This is a genomic window from Psychrobacter sp. 1044 (assembly GCF_904846525.1).
Taxonomy (GTDB): Bacteria; Pseudomonadota; Gammaproteobacteria; order Pseudomonadales; family Moraxellaceae; genus Psychrobacter.
Window position 1 is genome coordinate 24,412 of the sequence record NZ_CAJHAZ010000016.1, and the last position, 16,464, is coordinate 40,875.

The 16,464-nt window shown below is 42.4% G+C and carries 16 protein-coding genes; 14 read left to right on the forward strand and 2 right to left on the reverse strand.

What is annotated here, in order from left to right; all coding sequences use genetic code 11:
• Positions 1 to 65: 65 nt before the first annotated feature.
• Positions 66 to 659, reverse strand: a complete 594-nt coding sequence (locus tag JMX82_RS11340) for a Fur family transcriptional regulator (protein WP_201540621.1) — start codon at positions 657 to 659, stop codon at positions 66 to 68.
• A 285-nt stretch (positions 660 to 944) separates the two neighbouring features.
• On the opposite strand from JMX82_RS11340, the gene JMX82_RS11345 reads away from it, so the two are divergent.
• The 13 genes from JMX82_RS11345 (at position 945) to JMX82_RS11405 (ending at position 14,002) form a co-directional block, all read left to right on the forward strand.
• A complete protein-coding gene (locus tag JMX82_RS11345) occupies positions 945 to 1,745 on the forward strand; it encodes a metal ABC transporter solute-binding protein, Zn/Mn family (protein ID WP_227676692.1) in 801 nt (266 codons plus the stop codon).
• Between the two features lie 291 nt (positions 1,746 to 2,036).
• A complete protein-coding gene (locus tag JMX82_RS11350; protein ID WP_201540623.1) occupies positions 2,037 to 2,435 on the forward strand; it encodes an ATP synthase subunit I in 399 nt (132 codons plus the stop codon).
• Between the two features lie 684 nt (positions 2,436 to 3,119).
• On the forward strand, positions 3,120 to 3,986 hold the full coding sequence (gene atpB, locus JMX82_RS11355) for a F0F1 ATP synthase subunit A (protein ID WP_055125357.1): 867 nt from the start codon (positions 3,120 to 3,122) through the stop codon (positions 3,984 to 3,986).
• A gap of 33 nt (positions 3,987 to 4,019) precedes the next feature.
• Positions 4,020 to 4,268: a F0F1 ATP synthase subunit C gene (atpE, locus tag JMX82_RS11360; protein ID WP_010197960.1), complete on the forward strand. Its 249-nt coding sequence runs from the start codon at positions 4,020 to 4,022 to the stop codon at positions 4,266 to 4,268.
• Positions 4,269 to 4,385: 117 nt separating this feature from the next.
• A complete protein-coding gene (locus JMX82_RS11365; protein WP_045452424.1) occupies positions 4,386 to 4,856 on the forward strand; it encodes a F0F1 ATP synthase subunit B in 471 nt (156 codons plus the stop codon).
• Between the two features lie 13 nt (positions 4,857 to 4,869).
• The gene (locus JMX82_RS11370; protein WP_201540624.1) at positions 4,870 to 5,493 is read left to right on the forward strand and encodes a F0F1 ATP synthase subunit delta; all 624 of its coding nucleotides are present in this window, start codon (positions 4,870 to 4,872) and stop codon (positions 5,491 to 5,493) included.
• 93 nt (positions 5,494 to 5,586) lie between these two features.
• The gene (atpA, locus tag JMX82_RS11375; protein ID WP_055125356.1) at positions 5,587 to 7,131 is read left to right on the forward strand and encodes a F0F1 ATP synthase subunit alpha; all 1,545 of its coding nucleotides are present in this window, start codon (positions 5,587 to 5,589) and stop codon (positions 7,129 to 7,131) included.
• A 226-nt stretch (positions 7,132 to 7,357) separates the two neighbouring features.
• Entirely contained in the window at positions 7,358 to 8,239 is an 882-nt protein-coding gene (gene atpG / locus JMX82_RS11380; protein WP_045445883.1) for a F0F1 ATP synthase subunit gamma, read from the forward strand.
• Positions 8,240 to 8,289: 50 nt separating this feature from the next.
• The gene (atpD, locus tag JMX82_RS11385) at positions 8,290 to 9,723 is read left to right on the forward strand and encodes a F0F1 ATP synthase subunit beta (protein ID WP_045452427.1); all 1,434 of its coding nucleotides are present in this window, start codon (positions 8,290 to 8,292) and stop codon (positions 9,721 to 9,723) included.
• 104 nt (positions 9,724 to 9,827) lie between these two features.
• Positions 9,828 to 10,244, forward strand: coding sequence for a F0F1 ATP synthase subunit epsilon (locus JMX82_RS11390; protein ID WP_021812807.1), 417 nt, complete (start codon positions 9,828 to 9,830; stop codon positions 10,242 to 10,244).
• Positions 10,245 to 10,900: 656 nt separating this feature from the next.
• On the forward strand, positions 10,901 to 11,617 hold the full coding sequence (locus tag JMX82_RS11395) for a response regulator (protein ID WP_045445894.1): 717 nt from the start codon (positions 10,901 to 10,903) through the stop codon (positions 11,615 to 11,617).
• 314 nt (positions 11,618 to 11,931) lie between these two features.
• Complete coding sequence (locus tag JMX82_RS11400) at positions 11,932 to 13,620, forward strand: ATP-binding protein (protein WP_045445985.1); 1,689 nt, start codon at positions 11,932 to 11,934, stop codon at positions 13,618 to 13,620.
• A 202-nt stretch (positions 13,621 to 13,822) separates the two neighbouring features.
• Complete coding sequence (locus tag JMX82_RS11405; RefSeq protein ID WP_045445897.1) at positions 13,823 to 14,002, forward strand: hypothetical protein; 180 nt, start codon at positions 13,823 to 13,825, stop codon at positions 14,000 to 14,002.
• Between the two features lie 82 nt (positions 14,003 to 14,084).
• On the opposite strand, the gene JMX82_RS11410 is transcribed toward JMX82_RS11405, so the two are convergent.
• Complete coding sequence (locus JMX82_RS11410; RefSeq protein WP_201540625.1) at positions 14,085 to 15,563, reverse strand: ATP-binding protein; 1,479 nt, start codon at positions 15,561 to 15,563, stop codon at positions 14,085 to 14,087.
• A gap of 479 nt (positions 15,564 to 16,042) precedes the next feature.
• On the opposite strand from JMX82_RS11410, the gene rpsP reads away from it, so the two are divergent.
• Positions 16,043 to 16,312 carry a 30S ribosomal protein S16 gene (gene rpsP / locus JMX82_RS11415; RefSeq protein WP_045452431.1) on the forward strand — a complete coding sequence of 90 codons (270 nt, stop codon included), beginning with the start codon at positions 16,043 to 16,045 and terminating at the stop codon, positions 16,310 to 16,312.
• Positions 16,313 to 16,464: the final 152 nt, after the last annotated feature.

Below are 16,464 nucleotides of genomic sequence, written 5' to 3' on the forward strand. Positions count from 1 at the left end.
AAGTGAATGAGTAATACAAATAAAAAACGGAGGACAATGACTTAGGCTTCAGTGGTTAGGGTGTGTTACTGGCACGCTTGGCAACGACCACTCAGCTCAATCACACTGCGTTCCACGATAAAGCCAACATCTTGCTCAGCAAAACTCATCATTTCCTGTACGGGTACACTGCTACATTCTTGTACACGCTGACATTGACCACAGATCAAAAATGCTGCGGTATGCTGGGCGCGTGGGTGACAGCAGGGCACATAAGCATTGATAGAGGTCAATTGATGTATCAAGCCTTCACTCAATAGAAACTCCAGACTGCGATAGACAGTGGGTGGCGCGACATTTTTTGGCATTTGTTTTTTAGAGCTAATTTCTTTAGATGCCGCTTTCGTTGGGTGCTGTTGCGAGCTAAGCGCTTCGCTGCTGTCATCATTGTTATCAGGCTCTGATAAGCGCATTTGCTGTAATTGCGTGATCAAATCATATGCACCGATAGGTTTATTGGCTGCCAATACCAATTGATATATTTGCTGGCGCAATGGGGTAAAGCGTGCACCGTTCAGGCGACATTGTTCTTTTGCTGCCATTAGGCGCTCGGTCACGTCATGCGGCGTAAAGTCCTGCACATCATGTAAATGTTCGCAGACTGATAAACTGGTGGACATGGTGCAAGCTCCTACAAAAAAAATGGCACTGTTATTATAGTAATCTACTATGTTATAGTATAACATACTAAAAATAAGAGCAGATAAGTGATCTTGGCTTATTTATTGATACCTTGATGATCACTTAGATACAACGGCGATAACGTCTAAATGTTTCCACTTATATTTTATCTTTCATACATTAAAGAATCTATTATGAACTCAGTTTTCAAATATTTTTTAAGCTCAACTATTATACTACAGCGATGGCTCATTACGGGCATAGTTGCATTAGGCGTCTTTACTGTGAGTGCACAAGCGGCAACAGTCAGCGTGAGTAACTACCCACTGTTTTTATTGAGTCAAGCAGTGACTGAAGGTTCACCGCCTGCCAAGCAGTTATTGCAAGCAGGGGAGGTAGGTCATCATGGCAGTATCAGCCCAGGCGATATTAAAGCCATTCAGGACAGTAAATTTGTCGTGTGGTTTGGTGAGCCATTAGAAAATAACTTGGCGGCAAGCCTTAATACCGCACCCAATGCGATTGCCTTATTTGAATTTGATGCCTTTAATCGTCATCCGCTACGTGACGTCCAAGGCAAGCCTATTGCTGGCACCTTGGATCCACATATATGGTTAGATCCTGAAAATGCCAAAGCCATGACTCGTGCCCTTGCCGTGATTCATAGCCATGCTAATCCGCAATATAAAGCACTTTATCACGCCAATGCACAAAAATTTGCTCAGCGAATGGATAGGGGAGTGGCATCTTTCGTAAAACAAGCTAAAGGCAAGCAGCAAACCCAGCCTTATTGGGCCTATCATGATGCTTATCAATACATCGAATCCAGCACAAACCTAAAGCTTGTTGGCAGTTTAAGCACTGATCACCATCTAGCACCACGAGCAAGCCAAATACGCTGGCTAAATGAGAAGCGTCCAGCCGAGCAAATGTGTCTGGTTAGCCCAAGTCAACCAGCCAAAGGTCTACTCGCTAAGTTACAGCCTGTAAAAACCACTGTGCAACCTGAAGATATGAGCAATAGTAAAGACTTTGTGAGTGGTTGGCAGACGATGGCACAGCAAATCTATCAATGTATATCGTAGGATAACTGATTAACCATAGTGGCTTGCAACGCTTGAGAAGCCATTATGTAGTAATACTTTGGGTGTTATCCATTGGTCAGTAACTATGACGTCTATGAGTGATTCAGCTAGGTCACTGATAAAAGGTATATTTTTCTTGCTTAACGGTGGTATGCCTCTTATAATAAGTGGCGTTTTATTTTGGTTAAAAGGTAACACCTGTAGAGTGAGCCGTTCACGGATAAAAGTGTCGCGACGATGTTATATTGCCACCTTATCCCAATGCTGTAAGGCTATAGGATTGCATTACCGATGACCAAGCCTGCCAAACGCACACAAAAAGATAAAATTGGCATCTATATCAAACGCCAAGCGTGGATATTATTTATCCTTATTATTATTACTTGGGCTTTAGATACCAGTTGGCTACATAGTGAGCTTACTGTCGCAAAAAGCGCCGCTATTGGTGCGCTACTCAGTTTTGCAACCCAAGCTGTATTTGCTTTTTTTATCTTTTGGTACACTGGATATCGCGCGCGCCAACATATTGTTAGCCAGCTATATCGAGGTCAAATGGCCAAATGGCTATTGACTGTGTTTGGTTTCGCACTAATTTTTATTACCGTACAACCCCTATCTGCGCCTGCGCTGTTTATCGGTTTTATGGTAATGCAAATTAGTCACAGTTGGATGTTGTGGCATATACGCTAGCATTAATAGACGATGACTATATCAATAGTTGAGTGCTTAATAGTGCTAGGCAAGTCACCCTGCCGTCCAGCTTCTCTATGACTGATTTCATAAGAAAGTCAAAACATACAAAACTGTCTAAAGACAGCGCCAATGATTATAAAGACTGTGATATGAGCGTTTAAATGAGTATAGCGTGTGATAATGGAGTCGATAGCCAATTATTAGCTATCAGTATTGCCTCTAATTAAATTCTTACAATTTAATTAATCACGCAAAGCTATGTTAGTAAACGTTAATAGTAGCTAACTTATTCATACAGTGCATAAAAAAGTCATAATTGACTTTACACGAATACAACGCTGCATTAATATAGGCAGCTAAATATTTTGCTTATGAACGCTGTATTAAGCGTCGATCGTGGAAACGCGGCAGTAAGTAAACACAGATATAATAATTTCGCGTACATATACAAGGGCTATTACTGAATCATCATAAGCCCTTTTTTGATAGCTAAAATTTATCTTAAGTTATCAAATTGCGCACTAGTAATAGAACTATGGGTTGGATGTTATTGATTACATGAGCGCTTTAGCATGGTTCATCGGCTTGCTAGCAGGTCAAATAGGATCATTAAAACCTCATCAGATGACAACCATATTTTTGGTAGTTGATTAAATCGTTGATTAATAAGAAGCTGACATTATGGCAGGCGAGCAAACAACAACAGACTATATCTCTCACCACTTAACGAACTGGACGTACGGCTATCTGCCGGGCGAAGGCTGGAAAGTTGCCTATACTGCTGAAGAAGCTAGTGCAATGGGCTTTAAAGCCATCCACCTTGATTCTATGCTTTGGTCAATTGGTCTAGGCATTGTTTTCTGCGCCATCTTCTGGATGGTCGCTAGAAAAGTCACTTCAGGCGTGCCGGGTAAAACTCAGGCCGCGGTTGAGATGATCGTTGAGTTCGTTGATAACAACGTTCGTGATTCGTATAGTGGTACCTCAAAGCTGATTGCGCCTTTGGCGTTGACTATCTTTGTATGGATATTCTTAATGAACTTGATGGATTTACTACCCGTCGATTTTATTCCTATGATTGCTGGCCAAATCGGCGCAATGATGGGACATGATCCACATCATGTGTTCTTTAAGATCGTTCCAACGACGGATCCTAATATTACGCTTGGCATGTCTTTTTCTGTCTTTATACTGATTCTGTTTTATAGTATCAAAGAAAAAGGTTTAGGCGGCTTTGTTGGCGAGCTAACACTGCATCCGTTTAGTGCCAAAAACCCTATCGTACAAATTATTTTAATACCCATCAACTTTATCTTAGAGTTTGTTACTTTGATAGCGAAACCTATCTCTTTAGGTCTGCGTCTATTCGGTAACATGTATGCTGGTGAGTTGATTTTCATACTGATTGCTCTAATGCCGTTTTGGATTCAATGGGCGTTATCAGTACCGTGGGCTATTTTCCACATCTTAATTATTACACTTCAAGCGTTCGTATTTATGATGCTGACGATAGTTTATATGTCACTTGCATCATCAACTGAACATTAATTAGACATTCAATAGGTAAATGAGGATACATCCATGGATCCAGTATTAGGTGGTTACACAGTTATCGCAGTAGCACTACTTATCGGTTTAGGTGCACTAGGTACAGGTATTGGTTTTGCTATTCTAGGTGGTAAATTCCTAGAAGGCGTTGCGCGTCAGCCAGAACTTGGTTCACAGCTGCAAACTCGTATGTTCATCGTAGCAGGTCTTCTTGATGCTATTCCGATGATCGGTGTTGGTATTGCTATGCTATTGTTGTTCGCTAACCCTCTAGCAGGTTAATCAGAAAGCTCAGTTGTAAATGTTTGGTAGTCAAAGTTTGTATCTTAACCATAGCCAAAGTTTGGCTATCAAATATGATCAATGAAACTGATTTTTCATTAACAAAGAGGTGATCACGTGAATATCAATTCTACCCTCATCGGTCAAGCCATTGCTTTTGCAATCTTTGTGATGTTCTGCATGAAATTCGTGTGGCCACCACTTATTGGTGCCATCAATGAGCGTCAGCGTAAAATTGCTGAAGGCCTGAATGCCGCAGAAAAAGCAAAAGCAGATCTGGCGACCGCTGAGCAAGACGTCCAGCAGGAGCTTGATCTTGCAAAGACCAAAGCTGCTGCTTTAATCGAGCAAGCGAACAAGAGTGCCAACCAGCTTGTCGAAGATGCAAAAATGCAGGCCCAAGTGGAAGGCGAGCGCATTCGTCAACAAGCGCAAGCGTCTATCGACCAAGAAATCAATCAAGCGCGTGAATCATTACGTGCCCAAGTTGCTGAACTGGCTGTACTTGGTGCAGAAAAGATTTTGCAAGACAAAGTCGATGTGCAAAAACATGCCAGTATGTTAGACCAACTGGCGGCAAAGCTGTAACTGTGAGGATATAATGGCTGACTTATCAACCTTAGCACGACCCTACGCTAAAGCCGCGTTTGACTATGCCAACGAAAACGGGGCCGTAAACGAGTGGGAAAATTTCTTGTTTGTCGCCAGTGCAATTGTCAATGACAAAGCGTTCCGTACATGGCTAGAAAATCCAGCCGTTACGGCTGAGCATAAGTCAGCTGCTTTGGTTGATCTTTATGACTCACAAGTGGCTGGTGATAGCGACTCTGTTTTTAAACAGCTACTAGGCGAGAGCAAAGGCTCTCGTTATGGTAATAGTATTAGCTATCCTAAAGTGTCACCAGCGCTCAATAATTTTATTAAGCAGTTGGCGCAGCAAGAGCGTCTAGCGCTGCTTCCTGAAGTTTATGAGCATTATCGCCGCCACAAGGCAATAAGCTTAAAGCAGCTTGATGCTTACGTGACCTCTGCCTATCCATTGACTGACGCTCAGCGTGAAATGCTTCAAACGCGCCTTGCTGCATCATTAAATGCTAGTGTGGTGATTCATGAGTCGGTCGATCCAAGTCTATTGGCAGGCGCTACCATCAAAGTCGGTGACAAAATCATTGATGATTCGATGCGCGGCAAGTTACAACAGTTAAAAACACAGCTAACGGCCTAATGCCATTTACCAGCGCAGTCATCTATGATTTGCGTGAAAGTAAGAGCATTTAAGTCAGTGGGCGGGTTATCATAAATTAAAGGAAACAAGGCAATGCAACAATTGAATCCAGCGGAAATCAGTAACCTGATTAAGCAGCGTATTCAAGACCTTGATGCGGGTGCAACTGCAAAGAATGAAGGCACGATTGTCAAAGTATCTGACGGTATCGTGCAGATTCATGGTCTTGAAGATGCCATGTACGGCGAAATGATTGAGTTTGAAGGCGAAATCTATGGAATGGCGCTTAACTTAGAGCGTGATTCTGTCGGCGCGGTAGTACTTGGTGATTACCTAAAGCTGCAAGAAGGTCAAAAAGCCTATTGTACTGGTCGTATTCTTGAAGTACCAGTAGGTCCTGAGCTGCTAGGCCGTGTTGTTGACGCCTTGGGAAATCCTATTGATGGCAAAGGTCCTATCGATGCCAAAATGACTGATAAAGTCGAAAAAATCGCCCCAGGCGTTATTGATCGTCAGTCAGTAGATCAACCAGTAATGACGGGTTATAAAGCCGTTGATACTATGATTCCAATTGGTCGTGGTCAGCGTGAGCTTATCATTGGTGACCGTCAGACGGGTAAAACCGCGATGGCTATCGATGCGATCATCGCGCAGAAATCATCTGGTATCAAGTGTGTATACGTCGCAATCGGTCAGAAACGTTCTACCATTGCAAACGTCGTACGCAAGCTTGAGCAAACTGGTGCATTAGCATATACCACGGTTGTGGTTGCATCAGCATCAGAGCCTGCCGCACTACAGTATATCGCACCGTATTCAGGTTGTACGATGGGCGAATACTTCCGTGACCGCGGTGAAGATGCACTGATTGTATTTGATGACTTATCAAAACAAGCCGTTGCTTATCGTCAAATTTCACTATTGCTACGTCGTCCGCCAGGTCGTGAAGCGTATCCTGGGGATGTATTCTATTTACATTCACGTTTACTTGAGCGTGCATCACGCGTAAACGCGGCGTACGTAGAAAAGTTCACTAATGGTGAAGTAGTTGGTAAAACCGGTTCTTTAACCGCACTGCCAATTATTGAAACCCAAGCTGGTGACGTATCTGCATTCGTACCGACTAACGTGATTTCAATCACCGATGGTCAGATTTTCTTAGAATCAAGCCTATTCAACTCAGGTATCCGTCCAGCAGTTAACGCTGGTATCTCGGTATCTCGTGTGGGCGGGGCAGCTCAGACTAAGATCATCAAGAAGCTATCTGGTGGTATCCGTACTGCACTGGCTCAGTATCGTGAACTGGCCGCCTTTGCTCAGTTTGCATCAGATCTTGATGACGCGACTCGCGAACAGCTTGATCATGGTGAGCGTGTGACTGAATTGATGAAGCAGAAGCAGTATCAGCCAATGTCAATCTCTGAGCAAGCTGCAGTTATCTATGCATCGAATGAAGGCTTTTTAGCGGACGTTCCTGTCGAAAAAATCGGTTCTTTTGAAGAAGCTTACTTACGCTATATGCATGATGAGCAAAGTGAATTGATGCGTGAGATTGATGATACTGCGAATTATAATGATGATATCGCAGGTCGTTTGAAGTCATCTTTAGAGACCTTTAAACAAAATCACAGTTATTAATTTAACGGGTTAAGCCGAATTGGTTATGGCTGTCTTTGATGGCTAATAAAGTGGCGCATTGTCTTGTATTTTTTTATTAAGACAGTAGCGCCACTGTTCTAACCATTGACGGTATTAGATCGCGTCATGCACAAAATATATAACATTAATTTGTTAGATTGATGTTATATACTAAATAATTGTCGCATGCGCCAATGCTTTTTAACCCTCTTATATTGGAATCATTATGGCAAGCTTAAAAGAGATACGTGCCAAAGTCACCAGTATTAAAAGCACCCAGAAAATTACTCGTGCTATGCAAATGGTTGCGGCAAGTAAAATGCGCCGTGCCCAAGAGCGCATGGAAGTGGGTCGCCCGTATGCTGATAGTATGCGCCGGGTTATTTCACATTTGGTGCATGCCTCATCAGACTATAAACATCCGTATATGGTCTCGCGTCCAGTCAATAAGGTTGGCTATATTGTCATTACCTCTGATCGCGGTCTGGCGGGTGGTTTGAATATTAACTTATTCAAAGCTTTATCTAAAAGTATCCAGCAGTATCAAGATCAATCTGTACAAACTGAGTTTGCAGTCATTGGCGCTAAAGGTGTGAGTTTTTTCAAAAACTTTGGTGGTAAAGTGACCTCGGCAGTAACCGATTATGGTGATAAGCCAACGTTTGAGCAGATAAACGCACCGGTTCAAGCGATGCTTGACGATTATACTAACGGTAAAATAGACCGCATCTATGTGGTTTATAATAAGTTTGTTAATGCGATGACCCAAAAGCCGACTGTCAATCAGTTGGTACCTTTACCAGACAGTGCGTTTGGTGAAGAAGAGAGCGGCATTCAAACAGAACTGAGCTGGGATTATATCTACGAGCCTGATATCAAAACATTGATTGATGAGTTGCTTGGCCGCTATATTGAGTCGATTGTGTATCAAGCGGTAATGGAAAACATTGCCTCTGAGCAGTCCTCACGTATGGTTGCAATGAAAGCGGCGACAGATAATGCTGGTGACCTAATTAACGATTTACAGTTGGTTTATAACAAGCTGCGTCAAGCGGCGATTACCCGAGAAATCTCGGAAATCGTTGGCGGTGCTGCTGCTGTTTCATAATTGAAACCCCTTATGAAACCCACTATATACAGAAGTTCAAGGAGAACGCAATGAGTAGCGGTCGTATTGTACAGATTATTGGCGCGGTTCTTGACGTTGAGTTCAACCGTAGTGAAGTTCCTCAGATTTATGATGCCTTGCAAGTAGATGGTACCGAAACCACCCTAGAAGTACAGCAACAACTAGGTGATGGCATCGTCCGTACTATCGCAATGGGTTCAACTGAAGGCCTAAAGCGTAACTTAACAGTCACTAACACTGGTGCGCCTATTGCTGTGCCTGTTGGTATTGGTACGCTTGGCCGTATCATGGATGTTCTTGGTCGTCCTATCGATGAAGAAGGTCCTGTAGAAGCTGATGAAAAATGGTCTATCCACCGTGAAGCGCCAAGCTACGCGGATCAGTCAAACAGCACTGAGCTGTTAGAAACTGGTATTAAAGTTATCGATCTACTTTGCCCGTTTGCTAAAGGTGGTAAAGTTGGTCTGTTTGGTGGTGCTGGTGTTGGTAAAACCGTTAACATGATGGAGCTGATCAACAACATCGCTCTAAAACATGAAGGTTTGTCAGTATTTGCTGGTGTTGGTGAGCGTACTCGTGAAGGTAACGATTTCTATCACGAAATGCAAGAAGCCGGCGTTGTAAACACTGAAGACTTTAGCAAATCTAAAGTTGCGATGGTATACGGTCAGATGAATGAGCCACCGGGTAACCGCTTGCGTGTTGCGTTGTCTGGTTTGACCATGGCTGAATACTTCCGTGATACGAAAGATCCTGCCACTGGCAAAGGTCGTGACGTATTGCTGTTTGTTGATAACATCTACCGTTATACACTAGCCGGTACTGAAGTATCAGCACTACTTGGTCGTATGCCATCTGCGGTTGGTTATCAGCCAACACTTGCTGAAGAGATGGGTATGCTGCAAGAGCGTATTACCTCAACGCAGTCAGGTTCTATTACTTCTGTGCAAGCAGTATATGTCCCTGCGGATGATTTGACGGATCCATCACCAGCAACGACGTTTGCGCATTTGGATGCAACGGTTGTATTGAGTCGTGATATTGCTTCACAAGGTATCTATCCTGCGGTTGATCCGCTAGATTCAACCTCGCGTCAGCTAGATCCATTAGTCATTGGCGAAGAGCATTATAACGTTGCTCGTGGCGTGCAAGAGATTTTGCAGCGCTATCGTGAGCTAAAAGACATCATCGCTATCTTGGGTATGGATGAGTTGTCAGAAGAAGATAAACTAGTCGTTTATCGTTCGCGTAAGATTCAGCGCTTCTTGTCACAGCCATTCCACGTTGCTGAAGTCTTTACTGGCGCACCTGGTAAATATGTACCACTACGCGATACCATTGCTAGCTTTAAAGCAATCATCGCTGGTGAATACGATGACCTACCAGAGCAAGCGTTCTATATGGCTGGTGGCATCGACGAAGTTGTTGCTAAAGCAGAAAAAATGAAATCTACTGCAGCGTAAGTTGTGTTAGCATTTGCTAAAGGGCAGATAGACCATAAAAAGTCTATTTGCCAGTTAGTAACGCCTCGCAGTTTTGATTGTGTTTTGATCGTAAGGAGTTAAGTATGGCAACGTTACAATGTCGCGTCGTAAGTGCTCGTGAAGAGTTGTATTCAGGCGAAATTAGCATGTTAATAGCTACTGGTACCGAAGGCGAGATTGGTGTATTGCCAGGTCACACACCGCTTATTACTTTGTTAAAACCGGGTGCGATGCGAGTGCAAACACCAAACGGTGAAGAAGAAGTGATTTATGTATCAGGCGGTGTTTTAGAAGTACAGCCGAAGATGGTTACCGTATTGGCTGATACAGCGATGCGTGCACATAACCTTGATGAAAGCAAAATTGTCGAAGCACGTAAAAAGGCTGAGCAGATGCTGGTTAATCAATCGGATACTGTACAAACTAATGCAGCTTTAGCATCATTAGCAGAGTCTGTGGCACAGCTACAGACTATCCGTAAGTACAAAAACCGCGCTTAATTTTTTGTGGAAAATTTTAGAGTTTCCTTTTGACTCTTACCACAGATATAAAAAAACAGTCCATCATGGGCTGTTTTTTTATGTTTATTATTTAATATTCTATGCTTGTTGATCGAGGATAAATATACGATTTATGATGCAATTTTGAGCTCAACAGCCAGTTTTTTAAATATGAATGTTAACTAACTATGCATATATGAACTATTCATTTACTAATTATGTATCGAATGATAATAAGCAGTACGGGAATAGTAGATGAAAAAGTCACTGGCAGCAAAGGTGATATGTCGCTATATTAGACGTAACAGGAATACAAGTATCGGTATCAATCAAGTATCCTATCACTGTGCGCTGCATTAAGATTGGCTGCTTATAGAAATTCAGGTGAGGAAAGGGTCGTAAAAAAACATTTCACTTGCTATTATTTGTATAAAGCTCATAATTTTTGGACGTAAACTAAAGTTTTAATGGGTGTAGTTTATAGGTTTTGTTAACGACTATAAGCTATAGTATAGGAAGCTGTATGTTTAATAGTATACTGTGCTACCAAGTTTGTAACAGCTATACCAACATCAATTGTGCCACTTAATGGTGCTATTAATTTTACCGCTCTTACTTTTACTGCTTTTAAATGAGATGTATTAGAGGATATAACAATGACAACGAATGAAGAAGACAACACCCCCCGAATTTTGATTGTTGAGGATGATGAGCGTCTGGCCATGTTGACTCAAGATTACTTGGTCAAAAATGGTTTAGAAGTCGCTATCGAAACCGATGGCAATCGTGCTATTCGTCGCATCGTCAGTGAACAACCAGATTTGGTCGTACTTGATGTCATGCTTCCTGGTAGCGATGGACTGACGGTATGTCGTGAAGTACGCCCGCACTATCAGAATCCTATTTTGATGCTGACTGCGCGTACTGAAGATATGGATCAGGTACTGGGTCTTGAGATGGGTGCGGATGATTATGTCGCTAAGCCTGCTCAGCCACGTGTCTTGCTAGCACGTATTCGTGCGTTATTACGTCGCTCAGAAAATGCCCCATCAGAAGATGTACCACAGCGCCTAGAATTTGGTGAACTGGTCATCGACAATGGCGGTCGTTCAGTGAATTTAGGTGATGAGTTGGTTGATTTCACCAGCGCTGAATATGACTTATTATGGTTGCTTGCTTCTAATGCGGGTCGAATTCTTTCGCGTGAAGATATCTTTGAGCGTCTACGTGGTATCGAATATGACGGTCAAGATCGTTCAATTGACGTTCGTATCTCACGCATTCGTCCAAAAATCGGTGATGATCCAGAAAATCCAAAACGTATCAAAACCGTTCGTAGTAAAGGGTATTTGTTCGTTAAAGAAGGCAACTAAGTTAATTTTGCTCCGGCAATGGCTTATTGCTCATTAGCGTGACCAAAGAAACCAGCAACTAGGCTGGTTTTTTTGTGGCTAAATTTTAATTTTTGAACTTAAATACAGCGTTATGTGGTTTAATTAAGCAATTATTGTGGGTGCTGCCTAAATATACATGAGGTAAATGGATTTTAGGTGATGCTCAGTTATAAATTAAAATACAGCAGCCAGAATGGTTTCTTATTCAACAGTGTTTGATATCATTTATCACGCAGCGCTTGTTTGCTGAATGATGTCGACAGTTTTTATTCATTAAGTTGGTTACGGCACGTATGTCATTAGTCTCTTCTTTAAAACACAGTATCTTTGTTCGTATTTATGCTGGGCTACTCATAGTCTGTTTGTGTGTGGCATTGTTTGCTCAACTGTTGATGGATACCATCAACAAAGAGCGCGTCCAATCCTACCGTGAAAACATGGCAACAGGGGCTTTTCATCTGGTGAGTGAAGGTATCGCTCATCAAGAAAGTGAAGAGCAGCGTGAATATTGGTTGTCTGATGCCAGTAGTTTATTTGGCTCAGAATTCAAAGTTTTGCCTATTGATGAAGTGGACTTTAATGCCAGTGAACTGCGGCGTTTTGAAAATGGCAATACGGTCGTTCGTTATACCGAGCAACCTGTCTATGCCGATGTGTATTATCGTCTACCGGACAATCAAAGTGTTTTAACCGCTAGAATATCGCAAGTGACTGAGCAGCAAGTACGGGCAATCGCTGTATTTTTATTGGATGATTTGTCTTACTATGTGACGTTATCTGACAAGCGTGCCCGTTTGGCTGAACTGGAAAAAAAGTTTTCCTTTCCTTTAGAGTTTAAAGCCGTCAATACACTGGATTTGGATACCGATCAGCTTGCACGATTACGCCGAGATGAAGTGGTTATCTCCTTACAAGATACCAATAGCAGCAAAAGTAATTCGGCTATTAGAGTAGTGGTGCCTTCTGAAATCAATGATATGGCGATATTGATTGGTCCGGTTCCATTATTCAATTGGTTCCCACTTAATCTGATTATTAGTATGATTCTTATCAGCATGTTTTTAATCAGCTTAGGCGTGTATGCGTTGATTTTTCCACTTGAACGCAAATTGCAGTTGATTCAGGTTGGCGTCAATGAGGTGAGTAAAGGTAATCTTGAAAGTCAAGTTCAAGTCATTGGGCAGGATGAAATTGCCCGTTTAGCTGCGACTTTTAATGCCATGACCTCGCATATCAAGCGCCTTATTGAGTCGCAGCGAGAATTAACGCGAGCGGTATCACATGAGCTGCGTACACCGGTAGCTCGTATTCGTTTTGCCGTTGATATGCTGGCTGATACGGATGACGAAGACTCGCGTTTTATGCAGCGTGATTTTATTGATGAAGATATCGAAGCGCTTAATGGCTTGATTGATGAGATTTTGACTTATGCTAAGCTCGAAGAAGGCTCACCAAAGCTGGATTTAGAACCAGTCAATCTTAGAGAGTTATTGGAGCAGATTGAGCGTGAAACCAATGCCTTGGGTAAGCCTATCAAAATAGTAACCAAGCTGCCGAATGCTAAAGTAACCGCTGTCGCAGATAGGCGTTATTTACACCGTGTGATTCAAAATTTGGCGGGCAATGCCTTACGTTATGCAGAGACCACGATTATCATTAGTGCTGGCGTCAGAAAGGGCAATGCTTTTGTTAGTGTTGAGGATGATGGTCATGGTATTCCAGAAGCAGATCGTGAAAAGGTCTTTATTCCATTTTCACGCTTAGATGACAGTCGTACACGCGCTTCAGGCGGCTATGGTTTAGGCTTGTCTATTGTATCGCGCATTGCCTTTTGGTTTAATGGCAGTATGAAAGTAGATGAGAGCCGAGAGCTTGGCGGTGCACGATTTGTCATGACATGGCCTATCAAGCCACTGACACAAATTTTGGCTGCTGATGAACTGACGCAAGAAAAAAGCGAGCGTGGTTTTGAAGATAAATAATGCCATTGCACCAGATTGTCATTATTTTTTAGTATAAAAATAGCGGCATCAATTAAGCAGTGTGTGACAAATAAACTGGCTCAATTTCTAAGGAGTGTTCTCAATTTCATGTTTAGAATGAATACACACCTTAGATAGAATTGTCGGTTAATTTTTATTATTAACGGTTTAAAGATAGCTTTAAATTAGAGGAGGGCAAAGGATGCCATATTTATTTGGTGGTTTGGTGGTATTAAATGCAATAACGTTGGGCTACTACTTATTTTTGCAGCAGCCATCGACGACGCAAACGTTAACAGCAGCGCAAGAAAATATTACTCAGCCATTAGCGTTTACGAATAGCGCCAAATATATTCCACCTATCATTGGAAACAAAGACTAGATGCTATACCTATACAACTAAATAGTCGCAGCGAATCGTTTTGAGCATTTATTAGCTTTAGTGATGAACATTTCAGCGGCTATCAGTCTTCTTTGTTCCATGTCTTGTGATTAGAGACGGGCGTTTTTTCTGTATCGGCTGCCATGGTCGTATCTCCAGCAACCTTGGAAAGTAGGGGAATACGCACACACACTTGTAAACCTCCGTCGGGATGGTTAATGGCTTCTACCGTCCCATGATGCAATCTGGCGATACGATCGACAATCGCTAGACCTAAACCACTGCCTTGTGTGGTACGTGCTGTCTCTCCGCGTTCAAAAGGCTGCATAATACGTTCTAACTGATCTTCTGCAACGCCATCACCACAGTCACGCACACATATCAGCAATTGTTCTTGCGCTTCTCTATTGACGACATTTTCACTGACGACATCGCTATCCTCCTCTTCAATGGTTTCTATAAAAGTTGGCACAACAGTCGCTGACAGGTAAATGGGCGGTTTGCCATAACGCTTGGCATTATTGACCAGATTGATCACAAGGCGTTTGATAGACATGGGGCGCACAGGAACCACTTTGTGACACTCTGATTGATAGATGAACTCCATTGGTGCAAATTGCACCATGATCTCATTAAAGATGGTATCCAAATTGGTTAGGCTGACTGGCTCATCGGAGCCATCTTTCATAAACGAGATAAACTGCTCTAAAATGGCATCCATGTCTTCAATATCATAAATTAATCCCTCTCGAAAAAAGTCATCAGGTAGCATCTCAGCAGTCAAACGCATACGAGTTAAGGGCGTTCGCAGATCATGCGAGATACCAGCAAGCATAATCGTACGCTCTTTTTGTGCTTGATTTAACGTCGTGAATAGACGATTGAATGCCATGTTGACCTGACGTATCTCCGTAGGTCCTTTTTGTGTTGGCAACGTAGTGGCATGACCGAGGCGAATATAGTTGGTCGCGGCACGCTGCAAATATCGTAGCGGACGATTTAATTGCCGCGCCAGTAGAATAATGGTCAGCAGCGATAAAATAGGTAATCCAATGAGAAACAGCACCAACAATGCTGGACTATATTGTGAATAATAAACCACGGGTTCACGAATCCAAAAGCTGTCATCACGGCTGTCTTGCACCCAAAGCTGCGGTGTCGGTTTGAATTTAAAATAAACCTCGACAGGTCGACCCAATTGCGCACCGATTTCGCGTTGTAATACATCAGTGAAGACGCCGACAAAGGCTTTATCAGACACTGCTGGAAAGTCATTAGGGTTATTCACTACCACGACATGCGAGTGTTGATAAATCCATTGGCGTACTTCAGGACGATTTTTCCAGTCTTTGTTGACACTATTCATCAACTGCAGCTCGCTCGTCAAGTAACGCGCATGGTTTTTAAGCTCGGGTAAATATAGACTGCGCCAAAAAAACAGAATCGACAAGCTGACACTGATAAGAACAATGAAAGAGACCATCAAGGTTGTCAGCCAAGTGTTGGAGTAAGAGCGCGTGAACCGCCCTTTGCGACGTGGTTGCGATTTTGGTGTGGTCATATGGATCCAACATATTAAAAGATGCTTTATTGAGTTTAGTGTAAAAATGGTGCTTTTTTATGTCGTTCAAGAATAACGTGCGATACTTATGAATAGCATAATGGTTGCGATTCTTGAGAAATTGAGCAATTCGTTAGGCGATAGCATCATTCACTCGCTGACTATGTCATAGAGTAGCATAATCAATGAATGACACGGATGGCTTTAAAACAGTAGGCAACAATTGAATACTCAAATTTGCACTAATATAGTACTGAGTAATATAGCACCGAATAACACAGCAACGAGCCACTTGGACATGATGTAGAGGCAGTATCTTCAGTTAAAAATTAGTGGTGATGATCAATTGTATTTTACATCGACGGGCATTTAAGCTATTGTTAATAAATAATTAAATAAGCGCAGTTTATGTTTTCAATAAATCAAGACTGTGATATAATTGTGCCCTTTTTGGTATACCTGCGAAAGAGAGAATTCACATGGTTGTTATTCGTTTAGCACGGGGCGGTGCCAAGAAACGCCCATTTTATCAAGTAGTTGTTGCTGATCAACGCCGCGCGCGTGACGGTCGCTATATTGAAAACATCGGCTTTTTTAACCCACTCGCTAAAGAGTCTGAAGAAGCAGTACGCCTAAATATGGAAGCGTACAATGCGTGGATCGCAAAAGGTGCACAACCTTCAGATCGCGTTGCTTCATTGGTAAAAGCTTTCAACAAGTCTGTCGCGCAAACTGAAGCAACTGCTTAAGTTTTGTGGTCACTGAGACGCTGATAGCTCGTCTATAAGCAGTCTCGATAGACTTTAGTAAAAAACATAGCGTAACTGGTCTAACTAGGTACGCCATTAACTGTTTATTGCTTTTAACTGCGTTTATCGTTTTTAATTGCTTTTTATTTATC